The 22,044-nt window shown below is 62.5% G+C and carries 21 protein-coding genes; 7 read left to right on the top strand and 14 right to left on the bottom strand.

Annotated elements, in window-relative coordinates; translation table 11 throughout:
- The first annotated feature begins 136 nt into the window (after window positions 1–136).
- Window positions 137–1,762, top strand: coding sequence for an AMP-binding protein (locus tag BMZ23_RS13375; protein ID WP_093478417.1), 1,626 nt, complete (start codon window positions 137–139; stop codon window positions 1,760–1,762).
- Window positions 1,759–2,424, top strand: a complete 666-nt coding sequence (locus BMZ23_RS13370) for a crotonase/enoyl-CoA hydratase family protein (protein ID WP_093478414.1) — start codon at window positions 1,759–1,761, stop codon at window positions 2,422–2,424. Before BMZ23_RS13375 ends, BMZ23_RS13370 begins: the two co-directional genes overlap by 4 nt.
- Before the next feature lie 2 nt (window positions 2,425–2,426).
- Here BMZ23_RS13370 and BMZ23_RS13365 read toward each other — a convergent pair whose 3' ends face one another.
- From BMZ23_RS13365 to BMZ23_RS13330, 8 genes are all read right to left on the bottom strand, one after another.
- Window positions 2,427–3,248, bottom strand: coding sequence for an acyl-CoA thioesterase (locus BMZ23_RS13365; protein WP_093478411.1), 822 nt, complete (start codon window positions 3,246–3,248; stop codon window positions 2,427–2,429).
- 8 nt (window positions 3,249–3,256) lie between these two features.
- Window positions 3,257–4,069 (bottom strand): acyl-CoA thioesterase, encoded by an 813-nt coding sequence (locus BMZ23_RS13360; RefSeq protein ID WP_093478408.1) that lies wholly within the window; start codon window positions 4,067–4,069, stop codon window positions 3,257–3,259.
- 245 nt (window positions 4,070–4,314) lie between these two features.
- The gene (locus BMZ23_RS13355; protein WP_093478405.1) at window positions 4,315–5,544 is read right to left on the bottom strand and encodes a nucleoside recognition domain-containing protein; all 1,230 of its coding nucleotides are present in this window, start codon (window positions 5,542–5,544) and stop codon (window positions 4,315–4,317) included.
- Window positions 5,544–6,401 carry an N-acetylmuramoyl-L-alanine amidase gene (locus BMZ23_RS13350; protein WP_093478402.1) on the bottom strand — a complete coding sequence of 286 codons (858 nt, stop codon included), beginning with the start codon at window positions 6,399–6,401 and terminating at the stop codon, window positions 5,544–5,546. The genes BMZ23_RS13355 and BMZ23_RS13350 overlap by 1 nt, the downstream gene beginning before the upstream one ends.
- Before the next feature lie 255 nt (window positions 6,402–6,656).
- Window positions 6,657–8,303, bottom strand: coding sequence for a GGDEF domain-containing protein (locus BMZ23_RS13345; protein ID WP_177197289.1), 1,647 nt, complete (start codon window positions 8,301–8,303; stop codon window positions 6,657–6,659).
- Window positions 8,304–8,356: 53 nt separating this feature from the next.
- Window positions 8,357–9,235 carry an endonuclease/exonuclease/phosphatase family protein gene (locus BMZ23_RS13340; RefSeq protein WP_425431698.1) on the bottom strand — a complete coding sequence of 293 codons (879 nt, stop codon included), beginning with the start codon at window positions 9,233–9,235 and terminating at the stop codon, window positions 8,357–8,359.
- Between the two features lie 11 nt (window positions 9,236–9,246).
- Window positions 9,247–9,897 (bottom strand): thiol:disulfide interchange protein DsbA/DsbL, encoded by a 651-nt coding sequence (locus BMZ23_RS13335; protein WP_093478397.1) that lies wholly within the window; start codon window positions 9,895–9,897, stop codon window positions 9,247–9,249.
- Window positions 9,898–10,056: 159 nt separating this feature from the next.
- Entirely contained in the window at window positions 10,057–10,671 is a 615-nt protein-coding gene (locus BMZ23_RS13330) for a c-type cytochrome (RefSeq protein WP_093478395.1), read from the bottom strand.
- A gap of 279 nt (window positions 10,672–10,950) precedes the next feature.
- Between BMZ23_RS13330 and yihA the strand changes: the two genes are divergently transcribed.
- The 4 genes from yihA (at window position 10,951) to BMZ23_RS13310 (ending at window position 15,158) form a co-directional block, all read left to right on the top strand.
- On the top strand, window positions 10,951–11,601 hold the full coding sequence (gene yihA / locus BMZ23_RS13325; RefSeq protein ID WP_093478392.1) for a ribosome biogenesis GTP-binding protein YihA/YsxC: 651 nt from the start codon (window positions 10,951–10,953) through the stop codon (window positions 11,599–11,601).
- Window positions 11,602–11,934: 333 nt separating this feature from the next.
- Entirely contained in the window at window positions 11,935–12,747 is an 813-nt protein-coding gene (mutM, locus tag BMZ23_RS13320) for a bifunctional DNA-formamidopyrimidine glycosylase/DNA-(apurinic or apyrimidinic site) lyase (RefSeq protein WP_093478389.1), read from the top strand.
- 166 nt (window positions 12,748–12,913) lie between these two features.
- Complete coding sequence (locus tag BMZ23_RS13315; RefSeq protein ID WP_425431699.1) at window positions 12,914–13,216, top strand: hypothetical protein; 303 nt, start codon at window positions 12,914–12,916, stop codon at window positions 13,214–13,216.
- A gap of 64 nt (window positions 13,217–13,280) precedes the next feature.
- On the top strand, window positions 13,281–15,158 hold the full coding sequence (locus tag BMZ23_RS13310; RefSeq protein WP_093478383.1) for a Na/Pi cotransporter family protein: 1,878 nt from the start codon (window positions 13,281–13,283) through the stop codon (window positions 15,156–15,158).
- On the opposite strand, the gene ggt is transcribed toward BMZ23_RS13310, so the two are convergent.
- From ggt to BMZ23_RS13280, 6 genes are all read right to left on the bottom strand, one after another.
- Entirely contained in the window at window positions 15,159–16,844 is a 1,686-nt protein-coding gene (gene ggt, locus BMZ23_RS13305) for a gamma-glutamyltransferase (protein WP_245748230.1), read from the bottom strand. It abuts the gene before it with no gap.
- 2 nt (window positions 16,845–16,846) lie between these two features.
- The gene (locus BMZ23_RS13300; protein WP_093478380.1) at window positions 16,847–17,098 is read right to left on the bottom strand and encodes a YfhL family 4Fe-4S dicluster ferredoxin; all 252 of its coding nucleotides are present in this window, start codon (window positions 17,096–17,098) and stop codon (window positions 16,847–16,849) included.
- A gap of 22 nt (window positions 17,099–17,120) precedes the next feature.
- Window positions 17,121–17,600: a pantetheine-phosphate adenylyltransferase gene (gene coaD, locus BMZ23_RS13295; protein ID WP_093478377.1), complete on the bottom strand. Its 480-nt coding sequence runs from the start codon at window positions 17,598–17,600 to the stop codon at window positions 17,121–17,123.
- Window positions 17,601–17,696: 96 nt separating this feature from the next.
- Window positions 17,697–19,292, bottom strand: coding sequence for a GMC family oxidoreductase (locus BMZ23_RS13290; protein WP_093478374.1), 1,596 nt, complete (start codon window positions 19,290–19,292; stop codon window positions 17,697–17,699).
- A gap of 25 nt (window positions 19,293–19,317) precedes the next feature.
- A complete protein-coding gene (locus tag BMZ23_RS13285) occupies window positions 19,318–19,851 on the bottom strand; it encodes a twin-arginine translocation pathway signal protein (protein WP_093478371.1) in 534 nt (177 codons plus the stop codon).
- A 35-nt stretch (window positions 19,852–19,886) separates the two neighbouring features.
- Entirely contained in the window at window positions 19,887–21,311 is a 1,425-nt protein-coding gene (locus BMZ23_RS13280) for a coniferyl aldehyde dehydrogenase (RefSeq protein ID WP_093478368.1), read from the bottom strand.
- Window positions 21,312–21,400: 89 nt separating this feature from the next.
- Between BMZ23_RS13280 and BMZ23_RS13275 the strand changes: the two genes are divergently transcribed.
- The gene (locus tag BMZ23_RS13275; RefSeq protein WP_093478365.1) at window positions 21,401–22,039 is read left to right on the top strand and encodes a TetR/AcrR family transcriptional regulator; all 639 of its coding nucleotides are present in this window, start codon (window positions 21,401–21,403) and stop codon (window positions 22,037–22,039) included.
- Window positions 22,040–22,044: the final 5 nt, after the last annotated feature.

Genomic DNA, 22,044 nt, shown 5'->3' with positions numbered 1-22,044 from the left:
CCTTAGCAGATGATCGCGCCTGCGGCAGCTGTTCGTCATGAGCCCTTTGTCGCATTGCATGACAGATGCAGCTAGCATAGCATTTTTTTGGTATTGTATTTCGCACTGCAAAACAATAGACCGAAGTGAGGGTGTCATGTCAACGACCGAGCAGTATGAAGTCGCCAGGCAGCTGGCAGAGCTGGGCCACAGCAACATCGCCGATGTGCTGGACAAGGCCTGTGTCGACTATGGCGACAAGCCAGCCTTTTCCTGCGGTAAGGACACCCTGAGCTTTATCCAGTTGCGCGACCAGTCCGAGGCACTGGCGCGTTTCCTGCGCCAGCGCAGTGGCCTGCAACCGGGCGACCGGATTGCCATCCAGCTGCCCAACCTGCTGCAGTACGTGATTGCGATTTTCGGTGCGCTCAAGGCCGGGCTGGTGATCGTCAACACCAACCCGCAGTACACCGCGCCGGAGGCCCGCCACCAGTTTGCCGATTCCGGTGCCCGCGCGCTGATCGTGCTGGACAAGCTGCTGCCGCTGGTCCGGGCGATCCAGCCGGCAACGCAGATCGAGCAGCTGATCGTCACCAGCATGGACGATCTGACCAACCCGCACTACAGCAGCGACGAGGCGGATGTCACCCGCCTGATGCAGGCGCTGCGCGAGGGCGCCACGCTGCCGGCGGTCGAGGCACAACGCGGTCTGGATGACCTGGCCATGCTGCAGTACACCGGTGGCACCACCGGGGTATCCAAGGGCGCCATGCTGACCCACCGCAATATCCTCAGCAATGTGTTGCAGGCGGTCAGCGTGATCAAGCAGGGCGATGTCGAGTACGGCAATGAGGTGCGGGTATCGCCGCTGCCGCTGTACCACATCTTCGCCTTTACCGCGAACTGCATTGCCTCGGTGTTTACCGGCTTCCACAGCGTGCTGATCAGCAATCCGCGTGATCTGGACAGCATGTTCGACGACCTCAAGCGGCACCCCTTCACCCTGCTCACCGGCATCAATTCGCTGTTCGTCTCGCTGATGGCCCACCCGGCCTTCGACAGCCTGGATTTCAGCCGGCTGAAGTGGGTCAACTCCGGTGGCGCGCCGCTCAACACCGAGATCGCCAGACGCTGGCAGGAACGCACCGGCAGCGTGATCCGCGAAGGCTTCGGGCTCACCGAAACCTCGCCGGTGGTGGTCGCCTCCACCGCCTTTACGCCCTACAAGGAGGGCTATATCGGCAAGGCGGTGATTGATACCTGGATGAAGACGGTGGACGACGACGGCAAGGAAACCCCGCGTGGCGAGCCGGGCGAGCTGTTGATCCGTGGCCCGCAGGTGATGCAGGGCTACTGGCAGCGCCCGGATGAGACGGCGGCCGTCTTCACCGAGGATGGCTGGCTGAAAACCGGTGATGTCGGGGTAATCGACGAGGAGGGCTTCCTCAAGCTGGTCGACCGCAAGAAGGACATGATTCTGGTGTCCGGTTTCAACGTCTACCCCAACGAAGTGGAAGACGCGGTGATGCGCCACCCGGGGATTCGCGAGTGTGTGGCGGTCGGCGTGCCGGACCTGCGCAAGGGCGAGGCGATCAAGCTGTTTGTCAGCCTGCATGACAAGGCGCTGGACGAGAAAGCCATTCTTGCCCACTGCCGCGAACAACTGACCGGCTACAAGGTGCCCAGCTACGTGGAAATTCGCGATGACCTGCCCAAGTCCACGGTCGGCAAGCTGTTGCGCCGGGTACTGCGCGATGAGGCGCGGGCGCAGGCCGACGCATGAGCGGGCTGAGCCTGACGCTGGCCAACGGCTGCGCCGAGATCGCGCTGGACGACGGCAAGGTCAATGCGCTGTCCGAACGGCTGCTGGAGGATTTGCTGGCGGCCATCGGCGAGGCCGCGGCGGCTGACTGTGCCTTGCTGATCCATGGCCGCCCTGGCGTGTTCAGCGGCGGCTATGACCGCAAGCTGATCGACGCTGGCGGGCCGGCCTGTGACGCCATGCGCGCCGCCGGCGACCGGCTGACCCTGGCCATGCTGGATTATCCAGCGCCCCTGGTGATCGCCAGTACCGGCCATGCGATGGCCAAGGCGGCCTTTATGCTGCTGCTGGCCGACTACCGGCTGGGCGCCGCCGGCGCCTTTCGTATCGGCCTGAATGAGGTGGCGATCGGCATGAGCATGCCGGAGGCTGCCATGCCGCAGGCGCGTGCCCGGCTGGCAGCGCCATGGCTGAACCGTTGTGCACTGCAGGCCGAGCTGCTGGACCCGGTACAGGCGCAGGCGGCCGGCTTCTATGATGAACTGTTACCACCTGAGCAGTTACTGCCGCGTGCCCGGTTCAAGCTGCAGCAACTGGCGGCACTCGACCGGCGTGCCTACCGCGAGACCCGCCAACTGCTCAACGCCCCGCTGCGCAAGGAACTGGCCTGGGCCTTTGGCTGAGGCTATTCCTTGAAATACACCGTCTGGCTGCTGCTCAGCAGCAGCTCGCCGTCCGCCGCCCAGAAGTGTGCGCTCTGATCCATGTAGTTGTTGTGCCCGCGATTGGCCTGTGCCTGGCCGAGCAGATGCGCAGAGCCGACCTGTGCCAGACGTTCGCTATCGACATGGAAGTGGTGGGTCAACGACACGGTGCCGGCCGGCACGAAGCGCTGGCGGCGGGTGAAGATGCGCGGGAAGAAGCAATCGCCAATGGCTGCCAGCGACAGGAAGTCGAGTGGTCGTGGCGGCTCGTCGCGTACCCACAGGCGGGTCAGTGAGTTGTCCAGCGGCTGCTGGCTGTGCGGATCAAAGCCGCCGCAGACAAAGCGCAGGTCGTACTGGCTGATCCAGCGCAGCATGCCCCGGGCATCCAGCGCCGGCAGGCTGTCGGCAGGCGCTACTGCCGGACAGGCCAGCTCCTGCTCCGACCAGCTGGGTCGGCGGATCGCGGTAAAGGCCGTGCCACTGCTGACCAGCTCACTGTTCTGGTACTGCAGCAGCAGCCAGTGCTGGGTCGAACGATTGCTGCGCAGCGGCCGCGCTTCAATCTCGAAGGGGCCGGGTTGCAGCGCGGCGGCAAAGTTGACGGTGAGCGAGACCGGCTCGCCGATGCGTTGCGGGTGTTGCAGCACCGCATTCAGCAGCACCGCCGCCGTGGCGCCACCAAAGGGGCCGACCATATTGGCGTAGGCCTCACTGGTATGACCGCTGAACCTGTCATCGCCCAGTGGTTGCAGGTGCATGGCCTGATCAAAGGCGTGGGCTGTCGGGTTGGCTGTATTCATCAGTGCTCCTATTCCTTGTAGTAGGCCACCTGGGTGGTGGTCAGCAACAGGGTGCCGTCGGGTGCCCAGAGATGGGCGATCTGGTCTGCGTAGTTGTTGTGAAAGCGGGTGACTCCGGCCTGGCCGAGCAGAAAGCCGCTGCCGGCTCGCTCAAGATCAGCCTGATGGGCATGGAAATAGTGGGTCATGCTCACGGTGCCGGCCGGCGTAAAGCGCTGGCGGCGGTTGAAGATGCGCGGGGCGAAGATGTCGCCGATGGCGGTCAGCGAGGCAAAGTCCAGCGGTCTTGGCGGGTTGTCACGCGCCCACAGCAGGCTCTCGGTGCTGCAGGGCAGCTCGCCGGTGGGATCAAACAGACCGCTGACATAGCGAAAGTCGTAGTGCTTGAACCAGCCGCGGCCGGTTCGCGGCATGGCGGCAAATTCCTCGGCCGGCGGCGCAGCCGGGCAGGGCAATACCTGTTCCGACCAGGTCTCGCGGCGCGTGGCAAAGAATGCCGTGGCGCTGGTCACCACCTCGCCCTGCTGGCGTTGCAGCAACATCCAGTGCTGGGTCGAGCGGTTGGTGCGCAGCGGCAGCGCCTCGATTTCGAACTCCCCGGGGGCTGCCGGCCCGGCAAAATTGACGGTCAGCGAGACCGGCTCGCCGATACGTTCGGGATGCTGCAGGGCAGCATTCAGCAGGGTGGCGGCGGTCATGCCACCAAAGGGGCCGACCATGTTCTGGTAACTGTCGTCGATCTGGCCGCTGAAACGGTTGGCCGGGAGCGGCTGCAGGGTGATGGCCCGGTCGAATGCATGCTGACTGGCTATCTCGGTCATGGGGGGTTCCTGTTACTCGAATGCGGCCCCGGATCATAGCAAGGCCGGCCGTCGCTGGCAGCCCGTCACTTAGGGAAACGCTGATCAATTTCACAGCATCTTCGGAACGCGATAACCGATGACCTGTTCTGGACCGTCGATGCCCCGGACGGGCATCGCCGAGCGTACAGGGACGTATTTACAGCGTGTCCAGAACAGGTCATCGGTTGTCGCGTAGGCGCCGCAGCTATTTGATCAGCGTTTCCCTAGCCAAAGAACCAGTAGCAGACCCAGATCGCGGTAAGCATGCCGGCCAGGTCGGCGAGCAGTGCGCAGCCCAGGCCGTGGCGGATGCGCCGGATGCCGACGGCACCGAAGTACACCGCTATCACATAAAATGTGGTCTCGGTGCTGCCCTGGAAGGTTGCCGCCAGCAGCGCGGCAAAGCTGTCGACGCCATGGGTGTTCATGGTCTCGATCATCATCGCCCGTGCGCCGCTGCCCGACAGCGGCTTCATCAAGGCGGTTGGCAGCGCGTCGATAAAACGGGTATCCCAGCCGAAGGCCTCGGCCAGCCAGCGGATGCCGTCGAGTCCGGCATCCAGCACACCGCTGGCGCGCAGCACGCCAATCGCAACCAGCATCGCCACCAGATACGGCAGCAGCGACACGGTAAAGCTGAAGCCCTCGCGGGCACCCTCAATAAAGGTCTCGTATACATTCACCCGGCGCAGCGCGGCAATGCCGAGAAAACCGATGATGATGCCGAACAGGGTCAGGTTGCCGACCAGCGTCGAGGTGGCCGCCAGCGCCTGTGCCGACATGCCGGCCAGGGTGCTGAGCAGCAGCCCCATGCCCAGCGCAATACCGGCCAGCCAGGCCAGTACCACCGGATCCCAGAGTTTCAGGCGCTGCATCAGCGCGACACTCAGCAGGCCGACCAGGCTGGAGGCGCTGGTGGCCAGCAGGATCGGCAGGAAGACGGCCGTGGGGTCGCTGGCGCCCTGCTGGGCGCGGTACATAAAGATGGTCACCGGTAGCAGTGTCAGCGACGAGCTGTTCAGCACCAGAAACAGGATCTGCGCGTTACTGGCGGTGTCCTTGCTCGGGTTCAGGCTCTGTAGCGCGTGCATCGCCTTGAGCCCGATCGGCGTGGCGGCATTGTCCAGCCCCAGCACGTTGGCGGCGAAGTTCATGGTGATATGCCCGGCTGCCGGGTGGCCGCTGGGCACTTCCGGCAGCAGGCGGCGGAACAGCGGGTCCAGCAGGCGTGCCAGCAGACGGATCAGCCCGGCCTTCTCGGCGATCGCCAGAAAGCCCAGCCACAGGGTCATGGTGCCGACCAGCACCAGAATGATCTCGACGCTGAGTTTTGCCATGTCGAACAGCGCCGTCACCAGCCGCGAGAATACCTCGGCATCCCCGAGTCCCAGCCATTGCCAGAGCGCCGAAGCGAAGGCGACCAGAAAAAAGCCGAGCCAGATGGCATTCAGCATCAGTCGACCATCCGCGTCTGCTCGGTGATCGGCTCCACCAGCCAGACCTGCAGCGGCTGTTGCAGGGCCTCGCGCGCGGCCGGTGCGAGGGCCGCCAGCAGCGCGGCGGTATCGGCATCCGGCAGCCCGCGATGATCGTCCGGGCGGAAGCGCATCTGGAAGGCTGCCAGCACATTGCGCGTGGCCGGGGTCCAGAGGCCGTCATCCGGTACTGCATAGCCGACCTCGGCGAGGGCCTGCTGATACCAGCCGAGTGCCGGCAGGCGGCCCTGCAGCAGTTCGAGGGCTTGCTGGCGTAATGCGTCTTCCGGCCAGATTGCCACGCCGGCCTCGGCCAGCTGGCGCCAGGGGAACAGCGGGCCGGGGTCCAGCTTGCGCTGTGGCGCCACATCGCTATGGCCGATTACCCGATCCGGGCCGAGTTGATGGCGCGCCAGAATATCCCGCAGCAGCAGGGTCAGCGCATCAATCTGTGCTTGCGAGTAGGGCACCCAGTGACGCTGGCCGTCGCGTTCGCGGTAGCCGGGATGCACCAGCTCAATGCCGATCGAGCTGGCGTTCAGCCAGGTACGGCCTTGCCAGCTGCTGTCACCGGCATGCCAGGCGCGGCGGTTTTCATCCACCAGCCGGTAGATGGTGGCCGGGTCGCTGTCGATCAGGTAGTGACTGCTGACCCTGCCTTGGGTCAGATGGCCCAGGGCGCGCGGGAAATCCGATGAGGTGTAATGCACCACCACATACTGCACACGGCTGTCGTGGTTGGCCGACTGGTAACGGGTATCCACCGGCAGCGAGGGTGGCAGGGCACAGGCAGTCAGCAGCAGGCAGCACAGTAATAGCAGGAGAGGGCGCGACATGGTTGGCTCGGGGGCAGATTGACCAGTCGCTATCTTCCGGTTTGCCGAGGGCGCCTTCAAGCCCTGTTGGCGGTTTTCCCGGCGGACTTACCGTTCACTGGCACCGGCGGCATGCGCCAGGGCTTGCCGCCACAGCGTGAGCGGTTCTGGCAATCAGGGGTACAACCCCGGCAGGGCAGGCTCATGGCAATAATCTTCTACAAGAATTGATCGATGATACTTTCTTGTACAGAAAGTCTGGCTGGTTGGCAAGGCTCAGGTGCCTTCGACAACCTGATTGCGTCCCTGCTGTTTGGCTTGATACATCGCCTGGTCTGACCGCTCAAAGACGCTTTCCAGGCTATCGCCGCGATGCAGTGCGCTGTAGCCGATGGAAATGGTCACCGAGACGGGTTCGTTTTTGTAATGGAAGGGGCTGTTTTCGATGCCCTGGCGAATCTCGTCAAGTACCTTGTGGCCCTGCTCGGGAGTGGTCCCCGGCATCAGTGCGACGAACTCTTCTCCGCCAAAGCGACCGATAAAGTCGCTTTTTCGCAGCCGCCGGGATAATTGCTGGGCGATCAACCGCAGCACCTTGTCACCGGCCAGATGGCCGAAGCTGTCATTGATTTGCTTGAAATGGTCGACATCTATCACTGCCAGCAGTAACTGGCCGCCATAGCGCTGCCAGCGCTCGAACTCTTCCTGCATGCGCTTTTCCAGCCCTGCACGGTTGGCCAGCCCGGTCAGGTTGTCGAGCATGGCCTTGCGCTGCTGGTCATCCAGATGCTGGCGGAAGGTCTGGGCTTCGGTCTCCATCAACTGGATGCGCTCCACCATGCCTTGGAGCTTGCTGGCGACTGCCAGTTCGTGTTGCTGGCGAAGCTGGCGGCTCTGATCGACCTCTTCCATGAGTTGTTCGAGCTTGTTCTCCACGGTGTGTTTCAGTGCTTCCAGATCAACTGCGTCACGAACATCCGCATGCAGTCCGGCTACCTGCTGGCGAAGCATGCCCTCGAACTGCTGTTCGAAGTTGCTGGATTGGCGATAGGCGTCATGTGTATCACCAAGGCTATGCTGGAACTGGGCGAGGCGCTGGTTGAGCTGCTTGAGATACTCTTCGAAATCGTCCTGACGGCCATTCTGGTTGGACAGAATCATCAGGCTCAGGTCATCCAGCAGGGCAGCCAGTTCGTACCAGTTGAGTCCGCTGGCCAGACGCGATCGCAGGCGATCGCGCCGGCCGTGTTCGTGGCTGGCTACCTGCAACTGGTCGAGCAGATTGAGCAATATCGATTCAACGTGTGCCGCGACCTGGGAGTAACTCTGCTCCTCGCCGGCAATGATCGGGCCGGACACTGAGCGGCTGTCGCCGGAGTCGGTATTTTCCGGATTACTGGCCTCTGGCAGTTCCTCTGTTGTGGTGTCACTCGGGCTGCGACGCAACAGGCGTGAGAGCAGGCTGCGCGGGCGGACTACCGCAGGGGAGGCGGCGCCATGGTCGCCAGCCAGGAACAGTTCGATGCTGCGTGCTGCAAGGTCAATTAACGGTGCCGCATGTCGGGCGCTGTCAGACAGGATTTTTCTGAGGCTGTCCAGCTCTGGTTGACGGTCTTCCGGCAGGGTGGACTGCAGGCTGTTGAGTAGCTTGTGCAACGCCGAACGCACCCGTTCGAGCTCATTCTGTCGCCGGTCATCCAGCTCCAGAACGCTGCGTTCGAGTTTTGGTAGCAGCTTGGCAAATTGCTCGGGCGCTGAGGTGCCTCGCAGTGCTTCGCGTAGCTGGGTCAGTTGCTGGTCGAGTGCCGGGTCAATATTTTCTGCGGCTATGCTCAGGCGGATCAGGGCACGCTTGAACAGCTCCTCCCGCGCGCCGCCAGACGGGTCGGAGGATGCGGGGCTGGCCTCGGGGTGATCTGCCATCGGAAGTTCCATTATCGGTCTGGGTTGCCTGGCAACGGTTGCTGCAAGGTTAATCAGTTATTCGCGGACTCGCCAGTGCTGGAAGTCAACCGCGCCGGCAGGCGGATATGCATGGCGACCGGCAGATGGTCGGAAATCGCCTGCGGTAACACATCGACCTGCTCGATGCCGAGATCCGGGCTGAGCAGGATATGGTCCAGTACACGTGATGGCTTCCAGCTCGGGTAAGTGGCAGGCAGTGCCGGGCAATACAGGTTGGCGCTGCTCAGCGGGGAGTGAATCAGCAGATCTTCGGCATGCGTGTTCATGTCGCCCATCAGCACCACATGTTTGAAGTCACTGATGCGTTCGCGGATGTAACCCAGTTGCAGGGCGCGTGTTCTGGTACTGAGGGCCAAGTGCATCATGACCACCAACAGGGCATCAGGACCATCGCCGAACTGGGTGATGATGGCGCCGCGCCCCGGCAGCATACCGGGCAACTTGTGGTCTTCCAGCAGGCTAGGTGCGTAGCGCGTCAGCAGGCCATTGGAGTGCTGGGCAAAGCGCCCGAGGTTGCGATTGAGTTGCTGGTACCAGTAGCGGAACTGCCCTTCACGGGCCAGATGTTCGACCTGATTGACAAAGCCTGAACGCAAGCTGCCGCCGTCAACTTCCTGGAGGGCGACCAGATCAAAGCCATGCAGCAGCTGCGCAATCTGTGACAGGGTCTGCTGGCGACCGGCATGCGGCAGCAGGTGCTGCCAGCCGCGAGTCAGATAGTGGTGGTAGCGCTGGGTATTGATGCCGACCTGGATGTTGAAGCTGAGCAGGCGCAGCACGTCAGGCAGGCTGGATTCGGTATCAATGCAGTGCGGGTTCCGGCACAGATCACCCGCCACCATGCGGCCGCGGGTGATGCGCTGCCAGGGGATATTGCCGGCGGCCCGCATGTGCGGCCCTGTTACCGCTCTACAGGGGTGTTGGCGGCCGTCGGCTTGCGCTCCTGTTCAACCAGGAATTCGGCCACTTTGAGCATTTCTTCAAAGCCCCCGACCATGCCACCTTCGATGCGGTACTTGCCATTCACAATCAGTGTCGGCACGCCGGTGGCGCGGTAAGCGCGGGCCAGTCGGTTGGCCTCACCCATCTTGCTGCGTACACCGAAGGAGCCCCAGGCGCGCTTGAACTCATCGGCTTCGATACCATAAGGGGCAACAAACTCAAGCATGGCCTTCTCGGTGTCCAGACGGTTGCTCTGGTTGTGGATGGCCTGGAAGATTGCCGGGTGAACCTCGTCCAGCTTGCCAAGGCTTTCCAGGGTGAAGAACAACTGACCATGGATATTCCAGAGGTTGCCAAACAGGGCCGGAACCTGACGGAAATGCACATCTTCCGGCAGGGTTGTCTTCCAGTTCTGGATGATGGGCTCAAGGGTGTAGCAGTGACCACAGCCGTACCAGAACAGTTCGGCCACTTCGATCTTGTCCGGTTCCTGGGTGGTGGCCGGCGCCGGCAATACCACGTAATGCTTGCCGGCCTGAAAGGGTGCAGCCTGGGCCAGCGTCAGGGAGCCCAGAAGCCAGATCAGGGCAAAGGATAGCCAGTTGCGCATGTAAGTCCCTCGTCAAGGTATGTTGCAAGTCTGACCCCGGCGCAGGGTAAAGATTCCTTGCGGGGTGTCATGAAAAAAGGGTGGCACAGGCCACCCTCTTTGCACAGTGCCGCGAAACATCCGGCAAACAGCATCCGCCAGTGGCGGACACTGCAGCCCTCAGCGCAGGCCCTGAATGTAGGCAGATACCGCTTCGATATCCTTGTTGCTCAGACGGCTGGCGGTGGTACGCATGGTCATGGTGTCGCCATCGTTGGTGCGATCGCCTTCACGGAAATCGGTCAGCTGCTTGGCGATATAGGCGCCGTGCTGTCCAGCCAGGCGCGGATAGCCAGCCGGATCATTACCTTTGCCGGTTGGCGAGTGGCAGCCGGTGCAAGCGGGGAGGCCAGTTTCCAGATTGCCGCCACGGAAGATGGCTTCGCCACGGGCAAGAACTTCAGCATCCGCATTGGCTACGCCGGGCTTGGGTGTCTGGCTGTCGTAGAAAGCGGCGATATCCCAGAGATCCTGAACGCTGAGAGCGTCAAGCATGCCGGTCATTTCGACCACCGGTCGGCGGGCTTCCTTGATATCCAGCATCTGCTTTTGCAGATACTTTTGTCCCAGACCGGCCAGGCTGGGGAAGTTGGGCAGCATGCTGTTGCCATCGGCACCATGACAGGCCGCGCACATGGCAACCTTGTCCTTGCCTGCTTCGGCATCACCGGGCAGGGCCTGGGCCGTACCGGCCACACCGAGGGATAACACCAGACTTACGAGTAATTTATTCATCGGCTAATCCAATAACGGCTGAAAAAACGTGTTCGGCTGCGATCTTCAAGGTCGCGGCCCTTGTTCGGTCTGCTTCCGGCTTGGGCAAATGTCCGGTTCTGCGCCGGCTTTCATGCTGCACCATGCTAGCGATCCCGACCGGCAGGTGCAACGTCAAGGAGCCCATGGCTGCTCAAATGCGCTGTCGGCGGATATAAAACCGCAGCATTATATACTAAGCTTGCACCAAACGTGAAAGATCTCCCTGCCCGTGTGGCAGCTCTTCCTGATGGAACCGTCATGTCCGAAATTTCCGTGCTGCGCAGCCTGTGCCAGCAGTCGACCTTTATCAAAAGCGCGAGCCTGTTTGCCCAGTGCCCCCCGGATGAGGGCGTTGAGGTTGCCTTTGCCGGCAGGTCCAATGCCGGCAAGTCGAGCGCCCTGAACACGCTGACCCACGCACGCCTGGCGCGTACCTCGAAAACCCCTGGACGCACTCAGCTGATCAACTTTTTCCGGCTGGATGACGGGCGTCGGTTGGTGGATTTGCCCGGTTATGGTTTTGCCAAGGTGCCGCTGGAGCTCAAGGAGCACTGGAAAAAGCATCTGGATGCCTATCTGAACCAGCGTCAGTCGTTGGTCGGAGTGGTGTTGGTGATGGATATCCGACATCCGCTGTCGGATTTTGACTGCATGATGATGGACTGGGCTTCGGCTGGCGGTCTGCCGGTGCATGTGCTGCTGAGCAAGGCCGACAAGCTGGCGTTCGGCGCGGCCAAGGGCGCTCTGTTGAAGGTGCAGTCGCGCATCCGCAAGGAGTTTTCCGGCGAGATCAGCGTGCAGCTGTTTTCTGCGCCCAAGCGTCAGGGTGTCGATGAGGCCCATGCGCAGCTGAATCGCTGGTTGTTTGCCGATGAGGATGTCGAGGAGCTGCCAGCGCAGCCGGAATAGAGTAAACGCTGATCAAGGTTTCCTGGCTGGTGGTTTGGCTGAAAATCAGGCAAAAAAAACCCCGAACTTCATATGGGGAGGGAAAGTTCGGGGTCTAACTACCGGGCTGTGCCAGGGATAGGAGGGGATGCCCGGTATGTCTGCCAACACTAAACCAAATCACATCTAAGGAGCTTGAAGGGCTTGACCAGCCATTCAACAATTCTGACCGGGCCAACAATGTTTGGTTCAACTTTTCTAAAGAATCAATGGCTTTTTTTTCCGGTTTTTTGATAGCGGTAACTTATAAGTGCTTCTGTGCCGCTGTTGTTTGCTATTGAGTGTCGAGGTCCCATGCCCGAACTGCCTGAAGTCGAAACCACCCGCCGCGGCATCGAGCCCTATTTGCTCGGCCGGCGGGTTGAAGCCCTGACGGTACGCAACCCGCGCTTGCGCTGGCCGATACCGGAAGATCTGGCTATCCAGATCGAAGGCCAGTGTTTCTCCGCGATACGCCGCCGAGCAAAATATCTGTTGATGGATATTGGCGGCGGCACTCTGATCAGTCATTTGGGGATGTCCGGAAGTCTGCGTCTGGTGTCGGCGCAGACGGCGCCAGGCAAGCATGATCATGTGGATATTGCCCTGGATTCCGGGATGCTGCTGCGCTACCACGACCCTCGTCGTTTTGGTGCGATGCTCTGGTGTCGTGCCGGTGAAACCCATCCATTGCTGGCCAGTCTGGGGCCGGAACCCCTGTCCGACGAGTTTGATGGGGAGCGCCTTTACCAGTGCTCGCGGGGCCGGCAGATGGCGGTCAAGCCCTTCATCATGGATAACGCTGTGGTGGTTGGCGTTGGCAACATTTACGCCAGCGAAGCCTTGTTTGCTGCCGGGATCGACCCGCGTCGCGAGGCTGGGCGCATCAGTCGTGCGCGCTACCAGCGGTTGGCGGAGGAAGTGCGCCGGGTTCTTGCGCATGCCATCCAGCGCGGTGGAACCACCTTGCGTGATTTTGTCGGAGGTGACGGCAAACCAGGCTATTTCCAGCAGGAACTGTTCGTTTACGGGCGCGCGGGCGATCCGTGCAAGATCTGTGGCAGGACGCTGTCCGAATGTCGTCTGGGACAGCGCAGCAGCGTATTCTGTCGCAATTGCCAGCATTAGCACGCAGTAGATTGCAGACGGGCGATTCCTCAAGCGCCACAAATGTGCCTACAATGCAAGGGCAGTGCGTATCTTCCGGGAAAGGAGATACCTCACCAACAACAACGCCTGTCGGGCCACAACCAGGGATTACATCATGCGCCTGTTAACTACTGTCACCGCTTTTATGGCTGGATTGCTGCTGTCTGGCAGCGCCATGGCCAACACTTATGGCTACCAGGAAGAGGTCGAAAACCCCGGCTTTTATGCCATGGTTGGCGATCTGGTCATTGCCAGACCGCTGCTGCTGGGCGTTACTGCGGTCGGCGCGGCTGCTTTTGTGGTCAGTCTGCCGTTTACCGCGATTGCCGGTAATACCCGCGAGGCGGGCCAGGAACTGGTCGTGCGCCCCGGCCGTGAAACCTTTGTACGTTGCCTTGGTTGCACCAAGACCGGGGCTGGCCGTCAATACATGGACGAACAGCGCTGATGTGTTCTCGGGTGACCTGCCATGTGCCAGCGCGCAGGCCACCCGGTTGCGTCGAGTGATCTGAATGCCCGCTTATCTCAAGCCTGGCTGGTTGCCAGCCAGCTTGCTGGTTCTTGTCGTGCTGTTTTTCTGGCGTCCCGAACTGGCTACGCTGGGGGCTGGTGTCGCCTTGTTCATGATGGGCATGCACCACCTTGAGGATGGCTTTCGTGCCTTTACCGGCGGGGCTCTTGAGCGCTGGCTGGGAAAAAGCACCAACCGGCTGTGGAAAAGCCTGTTGTTCGGCGTGGTCAGTACCGCGCTGGTCCAGTCCAGTTCTCTGGTAACCCTGCTCAGTATTGCCTTTCTGAGTGCCGGGCTGATCAGCCTGGTTGCCGGTATTGGTATCGTCTTTGGTTCAAACCTGGGTACCACCACCGGCGCCTGGCTGATTGCGCTGGTCGGACTGAAAATCGACCTGGCCACGGTGGCCATGCCGATGCTGGTGCTCGGGGTGATCATGGCCCGCCGTACCGAGCCGTTCTGGAGGGGCGTCGGTCAGGTGTTGCTGGGTATCGGACTGCTGTTCCTCGGCATCGACCTGATGAAGGAAGGCTTTGAGGCGTTTGAAGGCGTACTGGATCTTAGTGAGTACCATCTCAGCGGCTGGCTGGGCGTGTTGGCGTACACCCTGCTTGGCCTGCTGGCCACAGTGCTGATGCAGTCCAGCCATGCCACCCTGATGATTACCCTGGCGGCACTGGCCAGCGGCCAGCTGGCCTATGCCAACGCCCTGGCCATGGCGATTGGTGCCAACCTGGGGACCACGGTCACCGCACTGATAGGCGCGCTCGGCAGCAACAACGCCGGGCGCCGGCTGGCCGGCGCGCATATCCTGTTCAATCTGATAACGGGTGCTGTGGCACTGCTGATCCTGCCATCGCTGACCAGACTGGTCGACTGGCTGGCCGAACTGCTGCATATCGCCGCAGATGCCTGGACCCTCAAGCTGGCGCTGTTCCACAGCCTGTTCAACGTGCTCGGGCTGTTGCTGATGCTGCCGCTGATTCCGCTGATGGTGCGTTTGCTGATGCGCTGGCTGCCTGATCCGCAACCGGTCAGCGGTCCGCAGATCGAACCGGTGGTGCTGAGTGAGCAGCCGCGTACCCGGGCCATTTACCTGAACGAGTCATCGCTATTGCACGCGGATGCGGCGCTCAAGGTGCTCAGTCAGGAGTTGCGGCATATGGCGGCCCTGAGTCGTCAGGTGGTGGCCGCAGCACTCTATTTGCCGCCGGGGCTGCAACAGGGCATGAGCCGCGAGCTGCTGCACCGGCATCTGCAGGTAGCGGTACCGGCGGATCAGCGTGAGGATGCCGACAGCCTGTATGAACGCCACATCAAGGGCGTGTATGCCGATGTGGTGGACTTTATCAGCCATATGGACCTGTCGTTGTTGCCGGAGCAGCAGCAGGCACTGATGGATCACAACCTCGCTGCCCGTGATCTGGTCGAGGCGGTCAAGGCCGCCAAGCATCTGCAGGGCAACCTGCGGCGCCAGGTCGACAGCGACCAGCCGGCATTGCGCGAAGCTTATCTGGGGCTGCGCGAACAGGCCGGGCAGGCGCTGCTGGACATGCTGCGGATCTCCGATGTCGAGGGCGATCACGAGGCACGTAGTGCCCTGCTGGCGGAGTTCCACAGCCAGCAACAGCGCTTTGCCAATGAATTCCAGCAGCAGGTACAACTGCGGTTGCGTAACCGTGAGCTGGACGGCTGGCAGGCCACTTCACTGCTGAATGACCTGCATTACCTGCTGGCGGTGCGGGAAAACCTGCTGCAGGCGCACATGGCCTTGTATGACGGCGCCAGGCTGCCCTTGCCGCCAGAGTCCGACAAGGATGCCGAGGGCGGCGGCAGTGCTGGCCGGCGCGAGAAAATCGAGCCGGTGGTCGGCGTCTGATCAGTGCCTTTCGGGCTCCGGCCTGACCTCGGCCAGACCCACCCCGCGCGGGTCGCTGGCGGCTTGCAGTCGGTTGGCGGCCTTGTCCCAGTGCACCGCCTGCATGTCGCCGTAGTCGCGCTCAACTTCCTGTAATTCATGCCCCAGCGCCTGCAGCGCCTCGCGCTGCTCGGGCAGTGCCTGGCGTTCCAGCTGGATGCGGTCCGGCAGGTACTGGTGGTGGAAGCGCGGCAGGCTGACCCACTGCTGCACTGGCTGCCCCTGAATCGCCTGCAGGCTGCCGAGCAGCACCATGCTGATGATCCGGCTGCCACCCGGCGTGCCGAGAATCGCCAGATGCCGGTCATTTTCCAGCATGCTCGGGGTCATGCTCGACAGCGGGCGCTTGCCCGGCGCGATGGCATTCGCCTCGCTGCCGGCCAGTCCGTATTCATTGCGTCCTGCCGGGTCGGCGGCAAAGTCGTCCATTTCATTGTTCAGCAGCACACCAGTGCCGGGCACGCTGAAGGCGGCGCCGAACGGCAGATTGATGCTCAGGGTGGCGGCAACCGCATTGCCCTCGGCGTCGATCAGCGAGAAATGCGTGGTATGGGTGCCTTCCTTGAAGGTCAGCGGCGGGCCCAGTTCAGCACTTGGGGTGGCGCGCTGCGTGTCGATGTTGGCGGCCAGCTGCGCCGCCCAGGCTGGCGAAATCAGCTGGGCCACCGGAACCTGTACATGGTCGCTGTCACCCAGCAGCAGGGCGCGGTCGCGGTAGCTGCGGCGCATCAGCTCGACCAGTTGGTGGGTCTGCTGCACCGAGCCGGGGGCGGTGGCTGGCAGTTGCTCCAGACCTTGCAGAATGCCGGCCAGGGCGATACCGCCAGCCGAGGGCAGTGGCGCACTGATGATCTCGAAGCCCTGACTGTGGAAGCGGATCGGTGTGCGCCAGACTACCTGGTATTCATCCAGATCGGCCTGCTGCCAGATACCGCCGTGGTGTTGCACATGACTGACCAGTTGCTTTGCCACGGCACCGGCATAGAAACCGTCACGTCCCTCGTGAGCCAGCGCACGCAGGGTAGCTGCCAGCTCTGGCTGCCTTACCACATAACCTTCAGCCGGTAGTTCACCCTGATCGAGGAACAGCCGGGCGGTTTCCGCATCGGCCTGCATCGCCGCGACCCGGAAGCTGCCCAGTGCGCGGTAGCGCGAGGTCACCGCAAAGCCCTGCTCGGCGGCGGCAATCGCCGGTGCCAGAGTGGTCGTCAGCGGCAGCCGGCCATGCTGTTCGGCCAGTTCCACCAGCGCCGCCGGCAGGCCGGGGATTGCTGCGGCCAGGGCACCATTGAGCGACGCCTGCCGGCTGACCTGGCCATCGGCATCCCGATAGAGATCACGGTGGGCAGCCAGCGGCGCGCGCTCTCGGGCATCCAGAAACAGGTAGTCGGTTTCTGCGTCCTTGGCACGGCGCAACAGGAAGAAGCCACCGCCACCAATGCCCGAGCCATAGGGCTCGACTACACCAAGGGTGGCAGCGGCGGCAATCGCCGCATCGAAGGCATTGCCGCCGGCGGCCATGATCGCGTGGGCGGCTTCGGTCGCTTGTGGGTGGGCGGTGGCCACCGCCGGCTGGCCTGGGCCGGACGCCTGCGCGCTGGCGGCCAGCAACAGGCCAAGCAGCAGACACAGGCGGCGCAACAGCATGGTTATGCCTTGCCGGTGAGGATGCGGTATTTCTCCATCAGTTCCTCAGGGCTTTCGACATGGGCCGGGTCCAGCGGAATGCAGTCTACCGGACATACCAGCTGGCACTGGGGTTCGTCGTAATGGCCAACGCACTCGGTGCACAGGTTGGGGTCGATGACGTAGATCTCCTCACCCTGGGAGATAGCACCGTTCGGGCACTCGGGCTCACAGACGTCACAGTTGATACAGTCATCGGTGATGATCAGGGCCATGGTGGACTGGATCTCCGCAGGGTCAGGCGTGGTAGCGCTTGATCAGCGCCTGGTGTACGGCCGGGTGGACGAACTGGCTGACATCACCATCCAGCGCGGCGATTTCGCGCACCAGCGTCGAGGAAATATAGGAATATTTTTCCGACGGGGTGAGGAACAGGCTTTCCACATGCGGTGCCAGCTGGCGGTTCATGTTGGCCAGCTGGAACTCGTACTCGAAGTCGGAAACGGCGCGCAGGCCGCGCAGCAACACATTGGCCTCGACCTCATCGACAAAATGCGCCAGCAGGCTGGAAAAGCCGACCACTTCGACATTCGGCAGGTGCCGCAGGACTTCTCTGGCCAGTTCGACACGCTGTTCCAGCGGGAAGGCCGGATTTTTCTTCGGGCTGGCGGCAATGGCTACCACCACGCGATCGAACAGGCGGGCAGCGCGTTCGACCAGATCGGTATGACCCTTGGTGATAGGGTCGAAGGTGCCCGGATAGAGAACGGTGTTCATGCGGCGAATCCTGCTTCAGTGGCTCGTTGCGCAGATGGTAGCTGAATGCAGGCGTCGGGTCACGGGTCTGCGTTGTTTGCGGGCATTCTTGCCGGATCAGCTCTTGCCCAGTTGTTCGGCCAGCTGATTGGCTAGTTTGGCGACAACGGCATATATCGACAATTGCGGGTTGGCACCAACACTGGTGGGGAACAAGGAGCCGTCAAGGACCGACAGATTCTCCAGTTGGTGGTGGCGACCCTGGCTGTCGACCACCCCCTGTTGCGGGTCTTCACCCATGGCGCAACCACCCATAACGTGGGCGCTCGACAGCCGCACATCATGGATGCGCCAGTCGAGCAGGTCGACCTGTTGGCGCAATTCGGCAAGGTTGCGACTGGGGACCCCCCGCACATGGATCGGCGTCACACGGCGGGCGCCAGCCGCGAACTGGATTTCTGCCATGGCCAGGGTGGCGCGACGGGCAGATTCCCACAGATAGTCGTTGAGCGGGTAGTCCAGCGTTGGTGTGCCGTCGCTGCGCAGTTGTACGGCGCCGCCGGGGCTTTGCGGGTCGAAGCCGTCACGCATCAGGGCCAGCATGATATTGCTATTGGCCAGTTGGCGCATGCGCTCCAGGTTCAGATTGCCATGCCCGCCCAGCAGGGCTGAGCTGATGCTGGGTTGCATCGGTGGTACCTCGAGCTTGAAGCCCATCGGTCCGTCAGTACCCTGCGGCCATTGGAAGTGATCCGAGTAGATTGACTGGGGTGCGCCGTAGAACCCGTTGATCGGATGCTCGAATTCCGCCAGGGTGAAACAGACCGGGTGCAGGAAGGTGCGCTTGCCGAGCCTGTTGTAAGGGTCCGGTGCCTTGGAGCGTAGCAGCAGGGCGGGGCTGTTGATGCCGCCGCCAGCCACAATCACATGGCGGGCACGCAGCAGCAGAGTCGGGCCGTCGGCACGGGTTTGCTGGCGGTTCATTGCCCGACACTCGACCGCGCTCACCTGATTACCCTGGAACACCAGCCGCTGGGCGCGTGCCCTGTGGATCAGGATGGCGCCTTGCTCGAGTGCTGCCGGAAGCGTGGTTACCAGCATCGATTGCTTGGCGTTGACCGGACAGCCGGTGCCGCAGTAACCCAGATTCCAGCAGCCGCGAACGTTGCGGGGGATTACTGCCCAGTGCCAGCCCAGTGCCTCGCAGCCCTTGCGCAGCACGTCATTGTTGGCGTTGGGTGGCAGGCTCCAGCGTTCGATGCCCAGTCGCTGCTCCATCCGGGCGAACCAGGGCGCGAGACTCTCGCTAGTCAGGTCTTGCACCGCATGCTGGCTGGCCCAGTGCTGCAGGGTCAAAGGTGGTGTACGAAAACTGCTGGTCCAGTTGACGGTAGTGGTGCCACCTACCGCGCGCCCCTGCAGAATGGCTATTCCGGCATCCCGGGTAGTACGCAGCGAGCCTTCCTGATAGAGATCGGCATAAGCCTTGGCTTCGTCGTTGTGAAAGTCACTGGAGGTTTTCAGGGCACCTTCTTCCACCAGCAGAACGCGCAGACCGGCTGCAGCGAGTATCTCGGCGCTGGTTCCACCACCGGCTCCTGTGCCGATAATAACTACATCCGCGTCGAACTGGCTGTCATCCGACAGTTCGGCGGCATCCAGCACCTGCCAGCCGCTGGCCATGCCCTGCGCAAAGGGGTCTGTTCGTGACATGGGTGTGGTCTCTCGGGTGGCAGGTTCAGAGTTGTGGCGGGCCGGGGTAGCCGGTCTCTGCCCAAGACATTGGCTGGGCGTACCAGGCCATCAGCAGCAGTTGGCTGAGGGCAACGTAGCCCTGGCGCAGCAGTTGCACGCGGCTGTCGCGCCAGCCTTGCAGAAAGGTCTCGACTTGTTGCGCGCTGGCGTTGTTCCAGCTGCCCCAGATACCGGTTAGCGGACCACGGAGCAAGCCCAGACTGAGCATGCCTAGCAGGTCATGCAGGTCCTTGTGAACCTGTGGCGAACTGTACAGCAGGCTTTTATCCAGTTGCTGGAGGGTGCTATTGACGGTGTCGGGACTCATCGCCGGGTGGTCGCCGACAATAACCGGAACCAGTGCGCGCAGCACCTCAAGGTCAGCATCTCTCAGCACGGCAAAACTGCTGGCCGGCTGGTTCGGTGAGCAGCTACCGAGTGTTGCGGCAATCCCGGCACCGCCCAGTAGCAGGCTGGCACCCATGCCGAGCTTGAGCAGTTGGCGTCGGCTTAGCGAGCTGTGGTTAAGAGGCGGCATGGCTATCTGTTTCCCGGGGCAGGCAATTGATCGGCTCAGCGGATAAACAGCCGATAGACCAGCTTGAGCAGCCTGCCGCCGTAGGGGGGATAGATCACCCGGGCGGCGTTGAAGCGCTGCTTGATGAACACACCCTTGGCCTTGCTGAAGGTCAGGAAGCCCTCATGGCCATGGTAGTGCCCCATGCCGGAGGGGCCGATGCCACCAAACGGCAGGTCGTCCTGGGCTACATGCAGCAGGGTGTCGTTGATGCACATGCCGCCGGCGTGGCTGTGCTGCATCACCCGCTGCTGCTCGCTACGGTCGTAGCCAAAGAAATACAGCGCCAGCGGGCGCGGCCGCTCGGCAATGTAGCTGAGTGCCTGATCCAGCGAGTCGCAGGGCACAATCGGCAGGATCGGGCCAAAGATCTCCTCGCGCAGTAGCGCACAATCCGCCGGGGCGTCAAGCACCAGGGTCGGCGCGATCAGCCCGCTGCCCTCAAGATTTTCCGCCGCCGGGTTGATTTCGATCAGCTGGGCGCCAGCGCTGGCGGCCTCGTCCAGCCACTGGCGCAGGCGCTGGTACTGGCGCTGATTGATGATCCGCGTGTAGTCCGGGTTGTTCAGCAGGCTCGGGTACATGTGCGACAGCTGGCGGTGCAGCTCATCCACCAGCTCGGCGATGCGCTCACGTGGGCACAACACATAGTCCGGGGCAACGCAGGTTTGCCCGGCATTGAAGGCCTTGCCGAAGGCGATGCGCTCGGCGGCGTCGCGCAGCGGCACGCTGGCGGAAATGATCGCCGGCGACTTGCCGCCCAGCTCCAGGGTGACCGGAGTCAGGTTGTCGGCGGCGGCATGCATGATCGCCCGGCCAATGCCGGTGCCACCGGTAAACAGTAGGTGGTCGAAGGGCAGCCGCGAGAAGGCAATCCCGGCCTCCACCTCGCCGCCGAACACCGCCACCTGCGCGGTGTCGAACAATTCCCCCAGCAGTTGCTGCAGCGCAGCGCAGGTGGCCGGGGTGGATTCGCTCATCTTGATCATCACCCGGTTGCCGGCGGCCAGTGCGCCGACCAGCGGGCCGATGGCCAGGTACAGTGGGTAGTTCCACGGCACCATGATGCCGACCACCCCGAGTGGCTGGTAGATGACCCGCGCGCTGGCCGGCTGGAAGGCCGCGCCAACCCGGCGCTTCGAGGGTTTCATCCAGCGGCGGATGCGCTTGCGCGCGTAGTGTACCGCCTCGATGCTCGGCAGCAGCTCGGCCAACCGGGTTTCGTCGGCACTGCGGCGGCCGAAGTCCCGGTCAATCGCCTCGATCAGCGCCTGCTGGTGGGCTACCAAAGCCTTGCCAAGCCCGTGCAGCATCTGCCGGCGACTCTCGGCGTCGGGCATTGGCTGCGCAGCAAAAGCCTGACGCTGGCGGGCGAACACCTGCTGCATCGCTTCGATAAGGCTGTCTTGCTCGGTGGTCATGGCGGCTCCGGCGCTGTGTTTGTTGTTGTGGCTGACATTTTTAGAGTAGTTGCTCTAGACTGTCAACCAGTCGAGAAACGGAGAAACCCATGAAAACCCGCGAGCGCATCCTTCAGGCCAGCCTGCAGCTGTTCAACGAACAGGGCGAGCGGCAGGTCAGTACCAACCATATAGCCGCGCACCTGGGGATCTCGCCGGGCAACCTGTACTACCACTTTCGTAACAAGCCGCAGATTGTCGCCGAGCTGTTCGCCCGCTACCGCAGCCAGTTGATCAGTCTGCTGGATCTGCCATCCGGCCGGGAGCTGGGTACCGAGGACAAGCGCCGCTATCTGGAGGGCATATTCAGCGGCCTGTGGCAGTACCGCTTCCTGCACCGGGATCTGGAAAGTCTGCTGGAGGCGGATCTGCAGCTGGCGGCGGAGTACCGGCGCTTTGCCCACCAATGCATCGACAGTGGCCGGCGTATCTATCAGGCGCTGGTCGATGCCGGCATTCTGCGTGCCGGCGAGGCCGACCCGCAGGCGCTGGCGGTGAACAGCTGGCTGCTGCTGACCGGCTGGCTGAAGTTCGTCAGCAGTGTGCTGGTCGAGGACAGCAGTGCGCCGCTGCAGCCGGAGCATATGCGCCAGGGTATCTATCAGGTGCTGGTACAGGAGCGCGGGCTGGTCAGCGAAGCGGCACGCGATGCGTATGAGGCGATGCTGGCGGAGTATCGGCCAGCCTGAGCAGG

The organism is Halopseudomonas yangmingensis, from assembly GCF_900114825.1.
GTDB classification, from domain to species: domain Bacteria; phylum Pseudomonadota; class Gammaproteobacteria; order Pseudomonadales; family Pseudomonadaceae; genus Halopseudomonas; species Halopseudomonas yangmingensis.
The sequence above is the reverse complement of the archived record's forward strand: the minus strand, read 5'-3'. Positions and strand labels throughout refer to the sequence as shown.